This is a genomic window from Maritimibacter fusiformis, assembly GCF_008086115.1.
GTDB lineage: Bacteria > Pseudomonadota > Alphaproteobacteria > Rhodobacterales > Rhodobacteraceae > Muriiphilus > Muriiphilus fusiformis.
In genome coordinates, this window is the sequence record NZ_VSIY01000013.1 from 71973 (window position 1) to 90140 (window position 18168).

Here is an 18168-nt window from a genome sequence, read left to right on the forward strand (position 1 = left end):
TCGCCCCCGGTCGGTGCCCGCTTACCGGCCGTAGATGTCAAGCGTCGCCATCTCGGCGGCGCAGGTGGCCATCCGCGCCTCGGCCTCGGCGATCAGCCCGGCCCCGTCCATCCCGGCCGCGTCCATCTCGGCGGCCCAGTCGGCCCGGATCGGGCTGGCCAGCGCGTGCCAGTCGCGCGCCTCGTCGGCGGGAATGGTGACGATGGTATTGCCCAGATCAAGCGCCATGTCCCGCGCCGGGGCATCCGCATCGGCCTGGGTGCCGCCGGCAAAGACCGAGAACGCCAGCCCGGAATTGGCGTCGATCACCGCCTTGAGGTCGTCGGGAAGACCGTCATAGGCCGCCTTGTTCATCGCCAGGATGAAAGTGAGGTTGTAGAGCGCCGGACCCTCGAACTCGGTGTGGTTGGTGACCAGTTCCGGCACCTTGAGCGCGCCGGTGACCTCCCAGGGCAGCGTCGCCCCCTCGACCACGCCGCGCGACAGCGCCTCGGGCAGGGCCGGCACCGGCATCCCCACCGCCTCGGCGCCGATCTGCTCCAGCATCGCGTTGACCATGCGCGATCCGCCGCGGATCTTCATGCCCTCGAGGTCGCCGGGCACCCGCACCGGGTCGGTGGTGTGCAACACCCCCGGCCCATGCACCCAGGTGCCGATCATCTTCACATCCCGAAACTCGCCGTCCTTCATGTGTTCGTCATACATCTGCCAGAAGGCGCAGGAGGCCGCGCGGGCATCCTCGACGATGAACGGAAGCTCGAACACCTCGGTGGTGGGAAAGCGCCCGGGCGTATAGCCAACGGCGGTCCAGATCACGTCGGCGATGCCGTCGATGGCCTGGTCGATCAGCTCGGGCGGCGTGCCGCCCAGCGCCATCGCGCCGTAGCGCTCGACCTTGATGCGGCCCCCGGACTGCGCCTCGACGTTGTCGGCCCAGACATCGAGGATCAGCTTGGGCACGTTGGCCTGCGGTGACAGGAACTGGTGCAGCTTCAACGTCACCTCCTGTGCCAGCGCACCCGTCGCGGTGAACGCGGCCAGGGCGGCGGCGGTGGCCAGGCGGGCGATCCTGTGTGTCTTGGTCATGCAATCCTCCGTTCGCTCAGGACGATCTGGCACAGCCCGGCGCGCTTTTCCATGCCTTTGCGCGCCCCGGCGTCGGTTAATTTTTGCCGGGCAAAGCGGGACAACCGGCAGAAACCCGCCCGCACAGGGCGCTTTGGCCGTCGCCTCTGGCGCCCGGGCCTCATGCGTCTATGGAGCCGCAGCCGCGCCGGATCGGCGCAAATCGAACATCCGAGGACGACCATGACCAAGAGACTGAACCGGGCCGCCATGGCCCTGACTGCCCTTGCCCTGCAGGCCGCGGGCCAGGCGGGCGCGGACACCATCATCTCGACCAAGGGCCAGCAGCGCCTTTCGGCCTGGATCACCGGCTATACCTATTGGGACAACACCCCGCCCGGGTCGGCCGCGATCGCCCGCCCGGTGGTGCATGACGAGGCCGGCGGCATCGGCACCTGGGCCGATCCGGTGACGGTGGCGGTGGGGCGCTCGGGCAATGACTGGCACTATGAGCCGGGCACGCGCCTCTACCTGTCCGGGCTGATGAAATACGCGGTGGTCGAGGATCTGTGCGGCGCCTGCGGCGGCGGGCGCGACGGGCGGGTGCATTTGGACATCTATGTCGGCGGGGCCGAAACCTCGGCCAGCGCGGCCCGCGCCTGCGCGATGAAGATCACCGCGGTGCAGGACGTGGTGGTGAACCCCGGCCCCGGCTACCCGGTCGCCGCCGGAGAACTGGCCGAAGCCTGCCGGGTGTTCTGAGGCCGGGAAAAAGAGCATCGAGCAACGCTCTTTGCCTCCGGCGGGAGTATTCTGGCCAGGATGAAGGCGCCGGTCACTCGCCCGGCTGACCCTCGAAGCCGTGGTCGGGCGGGGCCGGGAACAGGCGTTTCATCCGCCGCCCCAGCCCGTCTGTATAGGTCAGAAGCACCGGCACCACCACCAGCGTGAGCAGCGACGACGAGATCAGCCCGCCGATCACGGCATGCGCCATCGAGGCGTTCTCGCCGGTGCCGCCATGCAGGTTGAGCGCCAGCGGCAGCATCCCGAAGATCATCGCCAGCGTGGTCATCACGATCGGCCGGAACCGGGTGCGCCCGGCATGGACGAGGCCGTCATAGAGGTTGCGCCCCTCGCGCACCTGCTGGTTGGCGTTGTCGACCAGCAGGATGGCGTTCTTGGTCACCAGCCCCATCAGCATGATGAAGCCGATGATCGAGAAGATGTTGAGCGTCGAGCCCCAGGCCAGAAGCCCCAGCATCACCCCGATCAGCGCCAATGGCAGCGATGACATGATCGCGAAGGGTTGCAGGAACGAGCCGAACTGGCTGGCCAACACGAGGTAGATGAAGATCACCGCCAAGAGCAGCGCCGCCCCCGCCGCGACCGTGATGTCGGCGAATTGCTCGGCATCGCCGCCGGTCTTGACGCGGTAGCCCAGCGGCATGTCGAGCCGCTCCATCGCCGCCTGGAACAGCGGCGTGGCATCGCCGATCTTGAGACCGTCGAGGTTGGCGGTGACGCGCACCGAACGGTCGCGGTCCTCGCGGTTGATCTCGCCCGGGCCTTCGGACTGGACGATGGTGCCGACCTGGTCCAGCCGCACCACCCCCGCCGCGCCGGTGGCGCCGCTCTGGGCGATCGGCAGCGCACCCAGCACGGTGGCATCGCGCCGCGCGTCCTTGGGCAGGCGCACCACCACGTCGAGCGTCTCGCCCGCCGGAGTGGTCCATTCCGACACCGTCTGCCCGCTCAGCATCGGGTTGAGCGTATTGCCCACCAGTTGCAGCGACACCCCGAGGTCGGAGGCCACGTCGCGGTCGAGCCGGATGCCCAGCGTCGGCTGCGGATCGTCCAGCGTGGTGCGCACGTCGACAAAGCCGTCGATGGCCTCAAGCTCGGCGCGCAGGTCGTTGGCCAGCCGCTCGAGCACCCCCAGGTCGGGGCCGAAGATCTTGATCTCGACCGGCGGCGCGACCTCGCCGAAGCCCGAGGGCGCGCCGACCGAAAAGCGCGCACCGGGAATGGCCTTGAGCGCCTCGCGGGTCTCGGAGGCGAGGTCTTCCGGGCTGCGCTCGCGTTCGTCCTGCGGCACCATGCGCACGATGATGGTGGCCCGGTTGTCGCCCGAGGTGGTGCCGGAGTTGATCGTGGCATAGGTGCCGATCACTTCGGGAAAGCGCGCGCGCAAGAGCGCGTCGATCTGGCGGATCTTCTCGGCGGTGCGCTCGAGCGAAGTGCCGACCGGGGTTTGCAGGTCGACCTGGTATTCCGAGGTGTCGGACGGCGGCACGAACTCGGCGCCGACCTGCGGAAACACCGCCAGGCCCGCGACAAACGCCGCGGCCGCGACCGCCAGCGTCGATTTGCGGAACTTCAGCGCCTTTTTCAGAAGCTTGCCGTATTGCACGCCCAGCCATTCGAAGAACCGGTCGAACTGGGCCACCGCCCGGCCAATTGGCCCGCGCTTGGCGTTCTCGTCCGCCGAAGGGTCATACCAGACCGAGGACATCATCGGGTCGAGCGTGAACGACACGAACAGCGAGATCAGCACCGCCACCGACACCGTCACGCCGAATTGCAGGAAGAACCGGCCGAGGATGCCCTCCATGAAGGCCACCGGCAGGAACACCGCGACGATGGACAGGGTGGTGGCCAGCACCGCCAGCCCGATCTCGTTGGTGCCGTCCAGCGCCGCCTGCCGGTGCGACTTGCCCATCTTGAGGTGGCGCATGATGTTCTCGCGCACCACGATGGCGTCGTCGATCAGGATGCCGACGGCCAAGGACAGCGCCATCAGGCTCATCATGTTCAGCGTGAAGCCGAGGAAATAGATCGCCGTCATCGTGCCGATGATCGAGATCGGCAGCGTCAGGCCCGTGATCACCGTCGAGCGCCAGGAATTCAGGAACAGAAACACGATGAAGGTGGCCAGCGCCGCGCCCTCGATGATCATGTTCTGGACCGAGTGGAAGCTGTCGATCACCGGTTTGGCGTTGTCGCGCAGCACCTCGATCCCGACATCGCCGAACTCGTCCTCGGCGGCCATCCTGTCCAGCTCTTCGCGGATCTTGCCGGCGACCTCGACGGTGTTGGCGCCCTGGGTCTTCACGATGTCGACCGCCAGCGCGTATTCGCCGTCCAGCATCGCCAGCGACGTGCGCTCGGCCAGCCGGTCGTCGAGCGTGGCGATATCGCCCAGCCGGATCGGTTGCCCGGCGCGGCGCGCGACGATGATGTCGGCGAAATCGGCCAGCGTTTTCAGCCGCCCCTCGACCTGCACCGAGGTGGTCGAGGCCGCGTCGGAAATGGCGCCCGCCGGCAGGTCCTGGTTCTCGACGGCCAGCGCGCCGGTCACTTCCGAGACGCCCACCGACAGCGCGGTCAGCCGGTCGGGGTCGACCTCGACATGCAATTCGCGCGGCACGCCGCCGACCACCGAGGCCCGCCCGACGCCGCGGATGTTGGCCAGCCGCTTGGCGATCACGTCCTCGGTCAACGCGGTCAGCGCGCCCACACCCAGCCGCTCTGACCGGACGCCGACCGACATCACCGGGATCTCGCCGGGGTCGAAGCGCAAGATCTGCGGGTCGTCGGCAGAGTCGGGAAACGCGGCCTGCACCTGCGCGATGCGGTCGCGCACGTCCTGGGCGGCCGAGGCGCTGTCGACCTCGAGGTCGAACAGGATCAGCACCAGCGCCGAGCCGGTGCGCGCCGTGGCCTGCACCGAATCGATGCCCGCCAGCGTCGATACCGCGTCCTCGATCGGCTTTATGATGTCGCTTTCCACCGCTTCGGGCGTGGCGCCGGGGTAGGATTGCACCACCGCGACCACCGGAAAGTCGATATCGGGCAATTGCTCGATCGGCAGGCGCATGTAGGAAAACGCGCCGATCACCAGCATCGCCACCATCACCATGGTGGCAAAGACCGGCTGGGCGACACTGATACGGGTCAGGATCATCGGGTCACTCCACCAGCTCGATCTGCATGCCGGGCTTCAGCTCCGGCAGGGGTTCGGCCACCACGACCTCGCCCGGCTCCAGCCCCGAGGCGATCTCGATCACCGCGCCCGCGTCCCACTCGCGCGCGATCTCGACCGCGCGGCGCTGGGTCATGCCGTTCTCGACCACGATCACGTAATCGCCGTCCGCGTCGTGGTGCAGCGCGCCGGACGGAATGCCCAGCCCGTCCTGCTTCGCTTCCAGCACGATCCGGCCCGAGGCGAACATGCCGCCGCGCAACTCGCCGCCCTCGTTCGGCAGCGAGACATAGATCGGCAGCATCCGGCTGCCTTCGATGGCGACCGGGTTGAGCCGTTCCAGACGCCCCTGAAAGACGCGCTCGCCAAAGCCCTCGACCTTCAACTCGACCGGCTGGCCGGGGGCAAGCTGCGGGCCATAGCTGACCGGCGCGGTGGCCTCGACCTCGAGCCGGGTCAGGTCGACCACGGTCATCAGCGGCGAGCCGGCGCCGACGAACTGGCCGGGGTCGATCTGGCGCTCCGAGATCACCCCGTCGAAGGGCGCTGTGACCGTGGCACGCTCCAGCGAGCGGCGGGCGTTCTCCACCATCGTCGTCTGCGCCGCCAGCGAGGCGGTCAACTGGTCGAGGTTCGAACGGGCCCGGTCCAGCGCGTTGGGCGCCGACAGACCCCGGTCGACCAGGCTTTGCGTGCGCTCGTATTCGGTGCGCGCCAGATCAAGCTGCACCTGCGTTGCCTCGGCATTGGCGCGCGCCTGGGCCAGTTGGCTTTCCAGCGCGTCGACATCGAACTGCACCAGCACGTCGCCCTCCGCCACGGTGTCGCCGGGCTGACCGTCGACCGTGACCACCCGTCCCGACACCTCCGCCGACAGGTGAAGCTGGCGCGCCGGGGCCAGCGAGCCGGTGGTTTTCAGCGTCTCGCGCAATTCCATCGGCGCGACCGTCGCGATCTCGAACGGGGCAAGCTGCAACAACGGCGGGCGCGCGGCGCGGGCGGCCTCTTTCTCGGCTTCGGCGATCCGCGCGGCCTCGCGCGCCTCGATCACCGCCTGCAACTGCCCGGTCTGGTAGAAATACCCGACCGCACCGCCGGCCAGCAGAACGATCAGCAGCGGCCACAGCCACCAGCGGCGCTTTTTCCGGGGCAGGCCCTTTTCGGCGCGCTCGGCAGCGGCCTTCTCACGCTTGTTCATCGCCCAGTCGGGCTTGGCAAAGTCCTTGCTCATCGGATCACTCATTTTTCTCGTTTGAAGGCCCGTCGCAGCCCGTTTGCGACACCCGGGCCGCCCATTCCTCGAAGAAGTCCGCCGAATCGCGATAGGTACGGGCGAACCCCGCCACCCGATCACGCGCGCCGGTGTCGTCGTCGGGGAAATCCGCGACGATCTGGTCGATGCGCTCGCCGTTGGCGCGAAAACGCCGGGCCATGGCGCGCAGCATCTGCGGCATCGCGTCGAACTCGGCCTTGTAGGCATCCTGCCGCGTCCCCACCGGAGACACCCGCTGCACGGTGCCGCGATCGGCCAGCATCCGGGCATTGGTGCTGGCCGAGGCTTTCGAGATCTTCAAGGCCTCGGTCATCTGGTTCAGGGTGCGCGCCTCGCCCTCGACGATCAGGTAGCCGAGGATCTGCCCGGCGATGCGTGGCTGCCCCTCGGCCTGCATCATCAGGCCCATCTGTTCGATAAACTGGTCGCGCGGCGTGGTCATGGCAGGCGACATAGGGGATGCGGTCAATGCATTCAATAGGTATTGAACGCATTGACCGCAGAAATTCTGCCACCGCCGCGCCGCAAACCCCGGATCGCGCATCCGCCGCATAGAACCCCGCGCGCATCTGCGCTATCGAGGCGCCGAACGCCCTGGAAAGTGCCCGCCATGATGCCGATGCCCCTGCCGCTGACCCGCGACCTCGTCCTGATCGGGGGCGGGCACGCGCATGCGCTGGTGGCGCGGATGTGGGGGATGAAGCCCCTGCCCGGCGTGCGCGTGACGCTGATCAACCCCGGCCCGACCGCGCCCTATTCGGGCATGCTGCCGGGCCATATCGCCGGGCACTACACCCGCGACGCGCTCGATATCGACCTGGTGAAGTTGGCGCGGTTTGCCGGCGCGCGGCTGATCCTCGGCGCGGCGACGGCAATTGATCCGGTGGCGAAAACCGTCACCATCGCGGGGCGCGGGCAGGTCGGCTATGACATCGCCTCGGTCGACGTGGGCATCCATGCCGAGATGCCGGCGATCCCGGGCTTTTCCGACCACGCCACCGGGGCCAAGCCGCTCGACACCTACGCCGCGCGCTGGCGCGACTTCCTGGCCCGCGCGGCGGCGGGCGAGGTCGCGCCCGAGGTTGCGGTGATCGGCGGCGGGGTGGCCGGGTCGGAACTGGCGCTGGCGATGGCGCACGCGCTGCGCCGCGACGTGGGGCCGGCCGCACGGGTGGCGCTGATCGAGGCCGAGGCCGACATCACCGCCAACAACCCCGCCACCCGCCGCCACCTGGCGGACGCGATGGAGCGGCTGGGCGTCACCCTGCATACCTCGGCCACTGTCACCCGGATCGAGGCGGACCGCGTGCTGCTGGCCTCGGGCGCTCCTGTGCGCAGCCATTTCACCGTCGGCGCGGCGGGGGCCTTTGCCCATGGCTGGCTGGCCGACAGCCCCCTTCCGACCACGCCCGACGGCTTTCTGCCGGTCGACGAAACCCTGCGCGTGGCGGGCCACGACAGCCTGTTCGCGGTCGGCGATTGCGCCCACATGCCGCACGCGCCCCGCCCCAAGGCGGGCGTTTTCGCGGTGCGCGCCGGGCCGGTGCTCTACCGCAACCTCGCCGCCTCGCTGTCGGGCGGGGCCTTGCGCGCGTTCAGGCCGCAGAAGGATTACCTCAAGCTGGTGTCGCTGGGCGGCAAGGCGGCGCTGGCGGAAAAGTGGGGCAAAAGCCTTGCCGCGCCGGTGATGTGGCGCTGGAAGGACCGGATCGACCAGAAATTCATGGACAAGTTCCGCCACCTGCCCGAGATGACGCCGCCCGCCCTGCCCGACCCGGTGGCGCTGGGCGTGGCCGAGGAAATGGCCGGCAATCACAAGCCGCTGTGCGCCGGTTGCGGCGCCAAGGTCGGGCCGGGCACGCTGGCGCACGCGCTGGCCACGCTGCCCCGCTCCGGGCGCGATGACGTGCTGTCGGGGCCGGGCGACGATGCCGCCGTGCTGCAGGTCGGGGGTGCCACGCAGGTCATCACCACCGACCACCTGCGCGCCTTCTCCGAGGATCATGGCCTCTTCGCGCGGATCGCGGCGGTGCATGCGCTGGGCGATATCTGGGCGATGGGCGCCAGCCCGCAGGCCGCGCTGGTCAGCGTGATCCTGCCGCGCATGGCCGAGCCGTTGCAGGCCCGCAGCATGGCCGAGATCATGCAAGGTGCGGGCGAGGTGTTCGGCCCCGAAGGCGCCGAGGTGGTCGGCGGGCATAGCTCGATGGGGGCCGAGATGACGCTGGGCTTCACCCTGACCGGGCTGGTGGAGGGCGCGCCGATCAGCACCGCCGGCGCACGCGCGGGCGATGCGCTGATCCTGACCCGGCCGATCGGCAGCGGCACCATTCTGGCCGCCGAGATGCAGGGCAAGGCGGCGGGGGCGGATGTGGCGGCGATGCTGGCGGTGATGGCGACGCCGCAGGGCGACGCGGCGCGGCTGTTGGCGGGCGCGCATGCGATGACGGATGTGACCGGCTTTGGGCTGGCCGGGCACCTGATGGCGATCTGCGCGGCATCAAAGCTGGGCGCCGAGGTGCAGCTTGACGCGGTGCCGGTCTATGCCGGGGCGCTGGATCTGGCCAGCGCCGGCCACCGCTCGTCGATCTTCGCCGCCAACCGCGCCGCCGCACCCGTTTCCGGGGCCGAGGGTGCGCTGGGCGCGCTTTTGCACGACCCGCAAACCTCGGGCGGGCTGCTCGCGGCGGTCGACCCGGACCAGGCCTTCGGGCTGGCGATGGAGTTGCGCGCCGCCGGGCATCAGGCGGCGGTGATCGGCACGCTGGTCGCGGGGCCGCCGATGATCCGCTGCGTCTCTCCCTAGAGGTCCAGCCGCATGACGTGGCGGCGCGTGCCGGCCATTGCGACCTTGCGAAACCCGAAGCTCTCGTAAAGCCCGACCTTGCCCATGAAGCGGTAGGACGGCGATGCCGCGTCGACCGCCGTTACCTGAAACAGCCTCGCCCCCGCCGCGCGCGCCGTGTCAATGGCTCCGGCGGTCAGGGCGTGCGAAATGCCCTGCCCGCGGTGCTCGCGCGGCACGAAGAAACACGAGATCGCCCAGGTTTTCGCCGGGTCGATGTCCCTGGGGCCGCCGAGGCGGGCGAAGGTCGACAGCGGCCCGGTCGAACACCAGCCGACCGGGGTGCCGCCGTCATAGGCCAGGAGGCCGACATGATCGCCGCGCGCAACCCGCGCCTGCATCGCCGCGCGGCGCAGCGCCCGGCCCTCGGTGCCCTTGGCGCGTGTCACCTCGGGGGGCTTGTCACGCCACGCCATGCACCAGCAATAGTGCGGCCCGCCGCGCGCCTCGATCAGGCGGGCGAGATCGGCGAAATTGGTCTGGTCGACGCTTTGGATCACATGGGTCATGCCTGATCTTAGCATGTCCCCAAAAGGGTTGCCCCGTCCGGCAAGGGGATGCGGACGGGGCTACTCGCGCTGTGAGTGGGGGGCAGGAACGAGCGCGAATTGGAGAGAGGTCCGGGGGGCGGCGCGGTGTGGGACGATGCGCCGCCACCCCGTCAGGCGGCGTTTACCATGCGCGCGCCGGCAGCGTAGGCGCGTGCATCCTCCTTGGCCATTGCGGCGATGAGCTTGCGGGCCTCGTCCGCGGTGTAGGCCACATAGGGCGTTTCGGCCTCGTGGTCGATGAAGTCGACATTGACGGTGCCGGGAATGTCGGCCGGGGCATGGACCAGCGCGCCGCCATCGGTGAACACGACCTCGTCGGCGGCGAAATGCAGGGTCACGACCTCGATCGGGCGCTGGCCGGTCATCCGCTCGATGCCGCGAAATCCGACCAGGGCACGGGCCTGAACCAGCGCGAAGGGATCGCCGGTCAGCTCTTCGGCCGCGTCGCTCTCGATCATCACGCATTGGCACGGCAGAAGCGTCATCGGGTGATCGTTGCCGATGGCGCCGACCGGCACGCGGATCGGGCTGGCGAACTCGGGCATGGTGTCGTCCGAGGCGAAGTGGACATTGCGCGTCACCGCCACGACCTTTTGCATGCCGTTGTCGAAGGTCATCACCCGGTCGCCCACGGTGACCGCCTCGACCGGGCGCCAGCCCAGTTGGGTGGCCACGCGGCTGCCGTTGACGAAGCCCTTGGTCCGGTAGCTGGCAATGCTCGTTGTTTCCTCGCCGGTGCCTGCGAAACCCGGCTCGGCCACACCGCGGGCGATGCGGACGGAGAGGTGTCTGTTCTTGAAACCAAACATGGCGTCATTCCCTAGCTTCCGACGGTTGAGCGAAACCTGCCTCGCTTTCGTCATGGTTAAGGTTTGTTTGCGCCACAGGGAAAATCTTGGACAGAAATGGGGCATTGTTTGGGCACCGTTCGGATTTTCGAACCGATGCGGGTGTCTTGGGCGGCATTGATGCCGATTCGGCGACGGTTCGCCTCAGCCGAAGCGGTATCCGAACGCCAAAATGTCCAATTCACACCCGATTCGGACACAATCCACGTCCCGATCGGAGTAATAGGCACGATGGTCCCGCAACCGATTCGAGAAGTTTTCGTGGGGAATCTCCCCAAGGTTGAAGCCAAGATGGCGTTCAAGTGGCACGAGGTCTTCTTTCAGGTGTTCGAGCCGGATATAGAGGTCGGCCCGATCAACCCCCCGGGCATCGCGCACATAGCGGGAATATGGAAACTCCCGCATGCCCGCCTGCACCTCATCCGTGTGCAGAAAGTCGGAAAAGGACAAGCGCTGCGCCAAGCCGACCGCCGGGTGGTCGAATGTCTGCTCGCGCAGCCAGTGGTAATAGCTGACCATCCGGTCCCAGGGATTGCGCACCAGGGTAAAGACGAAGAACGCCTCGATCTCGTCCTGGGTCACCAGCCCGTAGAGGTCGGTCAGCATCGAATGCTTCCACAGCCGCCCCGACGTTGCCACATCCTTCACCCGCCCGCGCCGGCGGCGCGCTTTCGGGGTGTCGCCCAGCATGATGTCGTCCGCCATCGCCCGCGCCTCGAGCGCCAGCGCCAGCGAGGTGCCGCCGGTCTTGGGGGCATGGACAAAGATATAGCGGCGGCCGCGCGACAGGATCATGGGCCAAACCTAGCGCCGCCCCCCGGCGATTGCCATTGCATCCGTGCCATTGCGTCATTGACCGGGCGGGCGCTGCGGTGCAAATCCGTCTGAGGCATTACCGGAGGGGCACATGGGCTGGCTGAACGACGAAACCGGGCTGGAACGCAACGCGGCGAACTTCGTGCCGCTCTCGCCGCTGTCGCACCTGAACCGGGCCAAACGGGTGTTTCCCGACCGGACCGCCATCGTCGACCGGGGCCGGCGGTTTTCCTACCGCGACTACCACGCCCGCGCCTCGCAACTGGCCTCGGCGCTGGCGGGGGCCGGTGTCGGCCCCGGCGACGTGGTGGCGACGATGCTGCCCAACACCCTGGCCCAGGCCGAGGCGCATTTCGGCGTGCCGGCCACCGGCGCGGTGCTCAACACGATCAACACGCGGCTCGACCCCGACACCATTGCCTATATCTTCGGCCACGGCGGCGCCCGGGTGGCGCTGGTCGACAGCCAGTTCCTGCCCGTGGCCGAGGCCGCCATCGCGCGGATGGAGGGCGACGGGCCGCGCCTGATCGAGGTCGCGGACGATGCCGCGGGCTTTCCCGCCTCGGGCCGCCACACCGAATACGAGGATTTCATCGCGGCGGGGGATGCGGGATTCGCCTGGGTCATGCCGGGCGACGAATGGGAAAGCCTCGCGCTCAACTATACCTCCGGCACCACCGGGCGGCCCAAGGGCGTGGTCTATTCGCACCGGGGGGCCTATCTGCACACGCTGGGCCTGTCGCTGGACTGGGGGCTGTCGCGCGACACCGTCTATCTGACCATCGTGCCGCTGTTTCACTGCAACAACTGGGTGCACACCTGGTCGATCCCGGCGGTCGGCGGCACCGTCGTGTGCTGCCGCGACATCACCGCCAAGGCGATCTACGACGCGATTGCCGACGAGGGCGTGACCCATTTCGGCGGCGCGCCGATCGTGCTGAACATGATCATCAACGCCAAGGACGCGGATCGGCGTAACTTCGACCATGTCGTGCAGGTCTATACCGCCGGCGCCCCGCCGCCCGCCGCCACGCTGGCGGGTATCGAGCCGTTGGGCTTTGCCGTCACGCAGGTCTACGGCCTGACCGAAACCTATGGCCACGTGGTCGAATGCATCTGGCGCGAGGACTGGGCCGAACTGCCCGACGAGGATCGCTATGCGATGAAGGCGCGCACCGGGGTGGCGCAGGTGATGATGGAGGATGTCACCGTGCTGGACGCGGACAGCATGGCGCAGGTGCCGATGGACGGGGCCACCATCGGCGAGGTCATGTGCCGGGGCAACGTGGTGATGAAGGGCTACCTGAAAAACCCCGAGGCCAGCGCCGAGGCGTTCCGCGGCGGCTATTTCCACACCGGCGACATCGCGTTCCAGCACCCGGACGGCTACATCAAGATCACCGACCGCTCCAAGGACATCATCATCTCGGGCGGCGAAAACGTCTCGTCGGTCGAGGTCGAGGGCGCGTTGATGCACCACCCCGCCGTCAGCCTCTGCGCGGTGGTGGCGAAACCGGACGACAAATGGGGCGAAGTGCCCTGCGCCTTCGTCGAGCTGAAAGAGGGCGCAAGCGCCGCCGAGGAGGAACTCATCGCCTTCGCGCGCGAAAGGCTGGCGGGGTTCAAGACGCCGAAACAGGTGATCTTCACCGAATTGCCCAAGACCTCGACCGGCAAGATCCAGAAATTCGAACTGCGCAAGCTGATCGACGCGGTCTAGCGCGGCTGGACGATCCGCCGGAGCGCGGGCTAACCTGACCATCGAGGAGCCACCTGCCCGACCATGACGGCGCTGACCCAATTCGACCGGCTGGAAGCCCCCGGCCTGTGGCGCGCCTCACCCGAGGCGCAGCGCCAGAACGTCGTCGTCTCGATCGGCGACGCCACCCTGACCGTGACCGACACCAGCGAGAGGCCGCTGTCGCACTGGTCGCTGCCGGCGCTGGTGCGCCTGAACCCGGGCAAACTGCCGGCGCTCTATGCTCCCACCGCCGAGGGCGACGCGGGCGAGACCCTCGAGATCGACGACCGCGACATGATCGCGGCGATCGAAAAGCTGCGCGCGGCGATCGAGCGGGGGCGGCCCCGGTCGGGACGGCTCAGGCTGGTGGTGACGCTGGGCATGGTGGCGCTGATGGGCACGCTGGCGCTGACCTGGCTGCCGGACGCGCTGGTGCGCCAGACCGTCTCGGTGCTGCCCGAGGTGACGCGCAGCGCGGTGGGGCAGAAACTGCTGGTCCGGGTCAGGCGGGTGGCGGGCGCACCCTGTGCAGCGCCTGCCGGCCGGGCCGCGATGACCAAGCTGGCGCGCCGGGTGCTGGGAACCGACGCGGGGCGCGTTGTGGTGCTGTCGGCGGGCGTGACCCATGCCGATCACCTGCCCGGCGGCATCATCCTGATCAACCGGGCGCTGGTCGAGGATTACGAGGAACCGGACGTGGCCGCCGGCTTCATCCTAGCCGAGGATCTGCGCGCCCGGCGCAACGACCCGATGCTGGCGCTGCTCGAGCACGCCGGCACGCTGGCCACCGCCAAGCTTCTGACCACCGGCAAGATCGCCGAGGAGGTGCTGGACAGCTATGCCGAGGTGCTCCTGACCACCGCGCCCGAGCCCCTGCCCGACGAGGCGCTGCTGGCGCGGTTTTCCGAGGCCGGCCTGCGCTCGACCCCCTATGCCTTCGCGCTGGACCAGACCGGGGAAACCGTGCTCGGCCTGATCGAGGCCGACCCGGTGCCGGTCAGCGCGGCCGAACCGCTCCTGCCGGATGCCGACTGGATCAGCCTGCAAGGGATCTGCACCGGCTGAACAGGGCTTTGGCCCCGCGCGGGGTGTCTCCCGGCAGGGTGTCTGCGTTCTCATCGCTCACATACTCACAAGGGGTAAAGTGGCGGGCCCGCCTTTGGGGCAAGTGTTCCTTCGCCGGGCGCAGAGCCTCGCCTGCACCTTCATCAGGTGGTCTTAGGTGTCCCGGCTGCCTCTCGTCCAGGCTTTTAGGCCGGGGTCGAGGCACGGATACCACTTTCGTGCACGGGAGAGGTTATCGCAGGAAAGGGTTAACGCCTGTGAAACCCTGCGCGCGTTGCTTCATCTTGGCCGAAATACTCTGGGGGTCTGGGGGCAAAGCCCCCAGCCCGGGCCGGGGGACGCTGTCCCCCGGACCCCTGAGTGACCGTGCCAAGGGCACGGTTGCGCACCCGGCAGGCGGTCTTGCTTGCAAGACCGCCGCGAGGGCTGAAGTTGATATACCAAGATGAAACCGGAACTACAGGTCCGGGTAGATCGGGAAGCGGGCGCAGAGTGCGGCGGCCTTGGTCTTGACCGCGTCTTCCACCGCGCCGTTGTCGTCGGCGCCGTTCTGCGCCAGCCCGTCGACCACTTCGACGATCATGTCGGCGATCTGGCGGAACTCGGCCTCGCCGAAGCCGCGGGTGGTGCCCGCCGGGGTGCCGAGGCGGATGCCGCTGGTGACGGTGGGCTTTTCCGGGTCGAACGGGATGCCGTTCTTGTTGCAGGTGATGTTGGCCCGGCCCAGCGCCTCTTCGGTCTGGTTGCCCTTGACGCCCTTGGGGCGCAGGTCGACCAGCACCAGGTGGGTGTCGGTGCCGCCGGTCACGATGTCCAGACCGCCGCGCATCAACTGGTCGGCCAGCGCCACGGCATTGGCGCGCACCTGTTTCTGGTAGGCCTTGAATTCCGGCCGGAGCGCCTCGGCGAAGGCCACCGCCTTGCCGGCAATGGCAGGAAGCAGCGGGCCGCCCTGCATGCCCGGAAAGATCGCCGAGTTCACCTTTTTGGCGATCGTCTCGTCATTGGTCAGGATCATGCCGCCGCGCGCGCCGCGCAGGGTCTTGTGGGTGGTGGTGGTGACGACATCGGCCACCGGGAACGGCGAGGGATGTTCGCCCGCCGCCACCAGCCCCGCGAAATGCGCCATGTCGACCATCAGGAGCGCGCCGACGCTGTCGGCGATCTCGCGGAAGCGGTCGAAGTCGATCTGGCGCGGGATCGCCGAGCCGCCGGCGATGATCAGCCGCGGCTTGTGTTCCTCGGCCAGTTGCGCGGCCTCGTCGTAGTCGATCAGGTTGTCCTGCCGGCGCACGCCGTATTGCACCGCGTTGAACCATTTGCCCGACTGGTTCGGCGGCGCGCCGTGGGTCAGGTGGCCGCCCGAGGCCAGGTTCATCCCCAGGATGGTGTCGCCGGGCTTGGCCAGCGCCATGAACACGCCCTGGTTGGCCTGGCTGCCGGAATGCGGCTGCACGTTGGCGAAGTCGCAGCCGAACAGTTCCTTGGCGCGCTCGATGGCCAGGGTCTCGACCACGTCGGCCCATTCGCAGCCGCCATAGTAGCGCCGGCCCGGATAGCCCTCGGCATACTTGTTGGTCATCACGCTGCCCTGGGCCTGCATCACCGCGCGGCTGACGATGTTCTCGGAGGCGATCAGTTCGATCTCGTCACGCTGGCGGGCAAGCTCGCCGTCGATGGCGCGGGCGATCTCGGGGTCGCGGCTGTCGAGAGGTTCGGAAAAGAAGCCCGGGTCGCGGATGTCGGTCATGAGATGCTCCTGTCGCCATGGATTTGCCCGTTGTCCTATTCGATTGCGGCGGGGCCGGGAAGCCCCTGCCGACCGCAAGCCGGCCGAATGCGACGCATCCGCTGGTATGGCGGGGAAACTTGTGGTTGTTTCGGAACGCGATGGACCGGACGGGAAACCGATATGAGCATGAAACTGGCCTTTACCGCCGCCGATGGCCGGCTTGCCGAGGAAGGCCGGGCGGCGCTGGCCGCGCGGTATGGCGACACGCCGCTGGACAAGGCCGACGTGATCGTCGCGCTGGGTGGCGACGGCTTCATGCTGCACACGCTGCATTCGACACAGGAGTTGTCGGCCCCGGTATATGGCATGAACCGGGGCACGGTCGGGTTCCTGATGAACGAATACGGCGAGGAGGACTTGCCGGAGCGTATCGCCGCCGCCGAGACCGCGGTGATCAACCCGCTTCGGATGCGCGCCACCCGGGTTGACGGCTCGATGCGCGAGGCACTGGCGATCAACGAGGTGTCGATGCTGCGGGCCGGGCCGCAGGCGGCAAAGCTCGCGATCTCGGTCGACGGGCGGCTGCGCATGGCCGAGCTGGTCTGCGACGGCGCGCTGATCGCCACGCCCGCGGGATCGACCGCCTACAACTATTCCGCCCACGGCCCGATCCTGCCGATCGGCGCGGATGTGCTGGCGCTGACCTCGATCGCGGCCTTCCGGCCCCGGCGCTGGCGCGGCGCGCTCTTGCCCAAGCGGGCGCGGGTCAGGGTCGACGTGCTCGAACCCGACAAGCGCCCGGTGATGGCGGATGCCGACAGCCGGGCCTCGGGCATCGTCACCTCGGTCGAGGTCGAAAGCGCCACCGACATCGAGCACCGGGTGCTGTTCGACACCGGGCACGGGCTGGAAGAGCGCCTGATTCGCGAACAATTCGTCTGATCCGGGGCGGGCCGGGGTGATCCCGGCTGCTATCACATGACACCGGCGGCCAGACGGCGCCGAGGCCCCCGATATGGCTGCGCCGCGGCATTTCAGGCTGCAGCGCGGCATTCCCGGCCCGGGTCACGCGCCCGCCGGGGCGAATCTCCAACCCCTTGAAAAAACGACATTATCCCCCTTGCTATCTGATAACACCCGGCCGCGCCGGGGGCGTCAGGACATAGCAGGGCGGTGATATTGAATGGCCGGCGGCCCCCGGGTCATTGCTGGGTCATCGGCACCGCAGCCCCCGCAGCAAACAAGCGATTGGACGGGCCAGCCGCAGCGCCGAGGACCTGAGATTGAAACCTGAAACCAACAGACCGGAGATTAGACCAATGACCTTCACCATGACCCTCAAGACCGCCGCCGTTTCGCTGATGCTCGTGACCGGCGCCGTCCCGGCCCTCGCCGGATCGGGCAACAACGTCTTCATCGACCAGTGGGGCACCGACAACGCCGCCGGTGGTGCGCAGCACGGAAGCTGGAACCGGATGACCGTGATCCAGACCGGCTGGGGCAACACCGCGATCCAGACCCAGGACGGTTTCGACAACCGCACCGTGGTCGGGCAGTCCGGCCATCACAACAACTCCGGTATCAGCCAGGCCGGTGCCTGCAACGTCGCCGGTGTTGCCCAGTTCGGCGGTCACAACGACGCCTCGGTTGCCCAGGACGGCACCTGCAACGCCATCGGCGTGATCCAGGCCGGCCACGGCAACAACGCCGAAGCCCAGCAATACGGTAGCGGCAACGTCGCCGTCATCGTGCAGGACTGACCAGACGCGCGCCGGGCCGGCGGCCCCTCCCGCCGACCGTGCCCGGCGCCGCACAGTCCACCAGCCGAAAGGACAAAGCCATGACGACCCCGACCCCGAAATCCCGCAAGTTCACCGGCGCAGCCCTTGGCGCGCTCGGGCTTGCCGCCCTGGCCGCCGCCGGCACCGCCGGCACCGCCACCGACCCCCTGCCGTTCACCTGCGGCGTCTCGGTCGACGACATGATCGGCGCGGTGTCGCTGACCGCCTTCGTCGACGCCGAGACCGACATGGCCGCCACCTACGAGTTGTCCATCGTCAAGGCGTCGGGCGGCGGTTCGGCCCGGATCGACCAGGGCGGCGCCTTTGAGGTCGAAACCGGCAAGCGCGCCGTGCTCGGCCAGACCGTGATGGGCGGCGCGCCCGGCCAATACGACATCGACTTCACGCTTGACTGGAACGGCACCCGCTACCGCTGCCCCAGCCTCGATATCTGAACCAGACCAATCCA

At 68.5% G+C, this 18168-nt stretch carries 15 protein-coding genes; 7 read left to right on the forward strand and 8 right to left on the reverse strand.

Going from position 1 to position 18168, the window contains the following annotated elements; genetic code table 11:
• Nucleotides 1–21: 21 nt before the first annotated feature.
• Nucleotides 22–1086 carry a TRAP transporter substrate-binding protein gene (locus tag FVF75_RS12600; protein WP_148378461.1) on the reverse strand — a complete coding sequence of 355 codons (1065 nt, stop codon included), beginning with the start codon at nucleotides 1084–1086 and terminating at the stop codon, nucleotides 22–24.
• 222 nt (nucleotides 1087–1308) lie between these two features.
• Between FVF75_RS12600 and FVF75_RS12605 the strand changes: the two genes are divergently transcribed.
• Complete coding sequence (locus FVF75_RS12605) at nucleotides 1309–1827, forward strand: hypothetical protein (protein WP_246138082.1); 519 nt, start codon at nucleotides 1309–1311, stop codon at nucleotides 1825–1827.
• Between the two features lie 73 nt (nucleotides 1828–1900).
• Here the strand turns inward: FVF75_RS12605 and FVF75_RS12610 are convergent, their stop codons facing one another.
• The 3 genes from FVF75_RS12610 to FVF75_RS12620 are packed head-to-tail and all read right to left on the reverse strand — an operon-like array spanning nucleotide 1901 to nucleotide 6762.
• On the reverse strand, nucleotides 1901–5029 hold the full coding sequence (locus FVF75_RS12610; RefSeq protein WP_148378465.1) for an efflux RND transporter permease subunit: 3129 nt from the start codon (nucleotides 5027–5029) through the stop codon (nucleotides 1901–1903).
• Between the two features lie 4 nt (nucleotides 5030–5033).
• Entirely contained in the window at nucleotides 5034–6278 is a 1245-nt protein-coding gene (locus FVF75_RS12615) for an efflux RND transporter periplasmic adaptor subunit (RefSeq protein WP_187393065.1), read from the reverse strand.
• 4 nt (nucleotides 6279–6282) lie between these two features.
• The gene (locus FVF75_RS12620; RefSeq protein ID WP_148378475.1) at nucleotides 6283–6762 is read right to left on the reverse strand and encodes a GbsR/MarR family transcriptional regulator; all 480 of its coding nucleotides are present in this window, start codon (nucleotides 6760–6762) and stop codon (nucleotides 6283–6285) included.
• A 171-nt stretch (nucleotides 6763–6933) separates the two neighbouring features.
• Between FVF75_RS12620 and selD the strand changes: the two genes are divergently transcribed.
• Entirely contained in the window at nucleotides 6934–9126 is a 2193-nt protein-coding gene (gene selD, locus FVF75_RS12625) for a selenide, water dikinase SelD (RefSeq protein ID WP_425463233.1), read from the forward strand.
• On the opposite strand, the gene FVF75_RS12630 is transcribed toward selD, so the two are convergent.
• The 3 genes from FVF75_RS12630 to FVF75_RS12640 form a co-directional block, all read right to left on the reverse strand.
• Complete coding sequence (locus FVF75_RS12630) at nucleotides 9123–9674, reverse strand: GNAT family N-acetyltransferase (RefSeq protein ID WP_187393066.1); 552 nt, start codon at nucleotides 9672–9674, stop codon at nucleotides 9123–9125. The genes selD and FVF75_RS12630 overlap by 4 nt on opposite strands.
• A gap of 152 nt (nucleotides 9675–9826) precedes the next feature.
• Entirely contained in the window at nucleotides 9827–10525 is a 699-nt protein-coding gene (locus FVF75_RS12635; protein ID WP_187393067.1) for a Hint domain-containing protein, read from the reverse strand.
• A gap of 183 nt (nucleotides 10526–10708) precedes the next feature.
• Nucleotides 10709–11359 (reverse strand): sulfotransferase family 2 domain-containing protein, encoded by a 651-nt coding sequence (locus FVF75_RS12640; protein WP_148378489.1) that lies wholly within the window; start codon nucleotides 11357–11359, stop codon nucleotides 10709–10711.
• 112 nt (nucleotides 11360–11471) lie between these two features.
• Here FVF75_RS12640 and FVF75_RS12645 point away from each other — a divergent pair, with 112 nt between their 5' ends.
• Nucleotides 11472–13100: an AMP-binding protein gene (locus FVF75_RS12645; protein ID WP_148378493.1), complete on the forward strand. Its 1629-nt coding sequence runs from the start codon at nucleotides 11472–11474 to the stop codon at nucleotides 13098–13100.
• Between the two features lie 63 nt (nucleotides 13101–13163).
• Entirely contained in the window at nucleotides 13164–14186 is a 1023-nt protein-coding gene (locus FVF75_RS12650; protein WP_148378497.1) for a hypothetical protein, read from the forward strand.
• 457 nt (nucleotides 14187–14643) lie between these two features.
• Here the strand turns inward: FVF75_RS12650 and glyA are convergent, their stop codons facing one another.
• A complete protein-coding gene (gene glyA, locus FVF75_RS12655) occupies nucleotides 14644–15936 on the reverse strand; it encodes a serine hydroxymethyltransferase (protein WP_148378500.1) in 1293 nt (430 codons plus the stop codon).
• 162 nt (nucleotides 15937–16098) lie between these two features.
• On the opposite strand from glyA, the gene FVF75_RS12660 reads away from it, so the two are divergent.
• The 3 genes from FVF75_RS12660 to csgH all read left to right on the forward strand — a co-directional run bounded on the left by FVF75_RS12660 (nucleotide 16099) and on the right by csgH (nucleotide 18154).
• Nucleotides 16099–16860 (forward strand): NAD kinase, encoded by a 762-nt coding sequence (locus tag FVF75_RS12660; RefSeq protein ID WP_148378504.1) that lies wholly within the window; start codon nucleotides 16099–16101, stop codon nucleotides 16858–16860.
• 377 nt (nucleotides 16861–17237) lie between these two features.
• A complete protein-coding gene (locus tag FVF75_RS12665) occupies nucleotides 17238–17678 on the forward strand; it encodes a curlin (protein WP_148378507.1) in 441 nt (146 codons plus the stop codon).
• Nucleotides 17679–17758: 80 nt separating this feature from the next.
• Nucleotides 17759–18154 carry a curli-like amyloid fiber formation chaperone CsgH gene (csgH, locus tag FVF75_RS12670; protein ID WP_148378510.1) on the forward strand — a complete coding sequence of 132 codons (396 nt, stop codon included), beginning with the start codon at nucleotides 17759–17761 and terminating at the stop codon, nucleotides 18152–18154.
• Nucleotides 18155–18168 lie beyond the last annotated feature (14 nt).

What these genes read in the sequence shown, in the direction of transcription:
- FVF75_RS12600 (WP_148378461.1), bottom strand. Translation starts at nt 1,086, where the DNA reads ATGACCAAGACACACAGGATCGCCCGCCTGGCCACCGCCGCCGCCCTG.
- FVF75_RS12605 (WP_246138082.1), top strand. Translation starts at nt 1,309, where the DNA reads ATGACCAAGAGACTGAACCGGGCCGCCATGGCCCTGACTGCCCTTGCC.
- FVF75_RS12610 (WP_148378465.1), bottom strand. Translation starts at nt 5,029, where the DNA reads ATGATCCTGACCCGTATCAGTGTCGCCCAGCCGGTCTTTGCCACCATG.
- FVF75_RS12615 (WP_187393065.1), bottom strand. Translation starts at nt 6,278, where the DNA reads ATGAGCAAGGACTTTGCCAAGCCCGACTGGGCGATGAACAAGCGTGAG.
- FVF75_RS12620 (WP_148378475.1), bottom strand. Translation starts at nt 6,762, where the DNA reads ATGACCACGCCGCGCGACCAGTTTATCGAACAGATGGGCCTGATGATG.
- selD (WP_425463233.1), top strand. Translation starts at nt 6,934, where the DNA reads ATGCCGATGCCCCTGCCGCTGACCCGCGACCTCGTCCTGATCGGGGGC.
- FVF75_RS12630 (WP_187393066.1), bottom strand. Translation starts at nt 9,674, where the DNA reads ATGACCCATGTGATCCAAAGCGTCGACCAGACCAATTTCGCCGATCTC.
- FVF75_RS12635 (WP_187393067.1), bottom strand. Translation starts at nt 10,525, where the DNA reads ATGTTTGGTTTCAAGAACAGACACCTCTCCGTCCGCATCGCCCGCGGT.
- FVF75_RS12640 (WP_148378489.1), bottom strand. Translation starts at nt 11,359, where the DNA reads ATGATCCTGTCGCGCGGCCGCCGCTATATCTTTGTCCATGCCCCCAAG.
- FVF75_RS12645 (WP_148378493.1), top strand. Translation starts at nt 11,472, where the DNA reads ATGGGCTGGCTGAACGACGAAACCGGGCTGGAACGCAACGCGGCGAAC.
- FVF75_RS12650 (WP_148378497.1), top strand. Translation starts at nt 13,164, where the DNA reads ATGACGGCGCTGACCCAATTCGACCGGCTGGAAGCCCCCGGCCTGTGG.
- glyA (WP_148378500.1), bottom strand. Translation starts at nt 15,936, where the DNA reads ATGACCGACATCCGCGACCCGGGCTTCTTTTCCGAACCTCTCGACAGC.
- FVF75_RS12660 (WP_148378504.1), top strand. Translation starts at nt 16,099, where the DNA reads ATGAGCATGAAACTGGCCTTTACCGCCGCCGATGGCCGGCTTGCCGAG.
- FVF75_RS12665 (WP_148378507.1), top strand. Translation starts at nt 17,238, where the DNA reads ATGACCTTCACCATGACCCTCAAGACCGCCGCCGTTTCGCTGATGCTC.
- csgH (WP_148378510.1), top strand. Translation starts at nt 17,759, where the DNA reads ATGACGACCCCGACCCCGAAATCCCGCAAGTTCACCGGCGCAGCCCTT.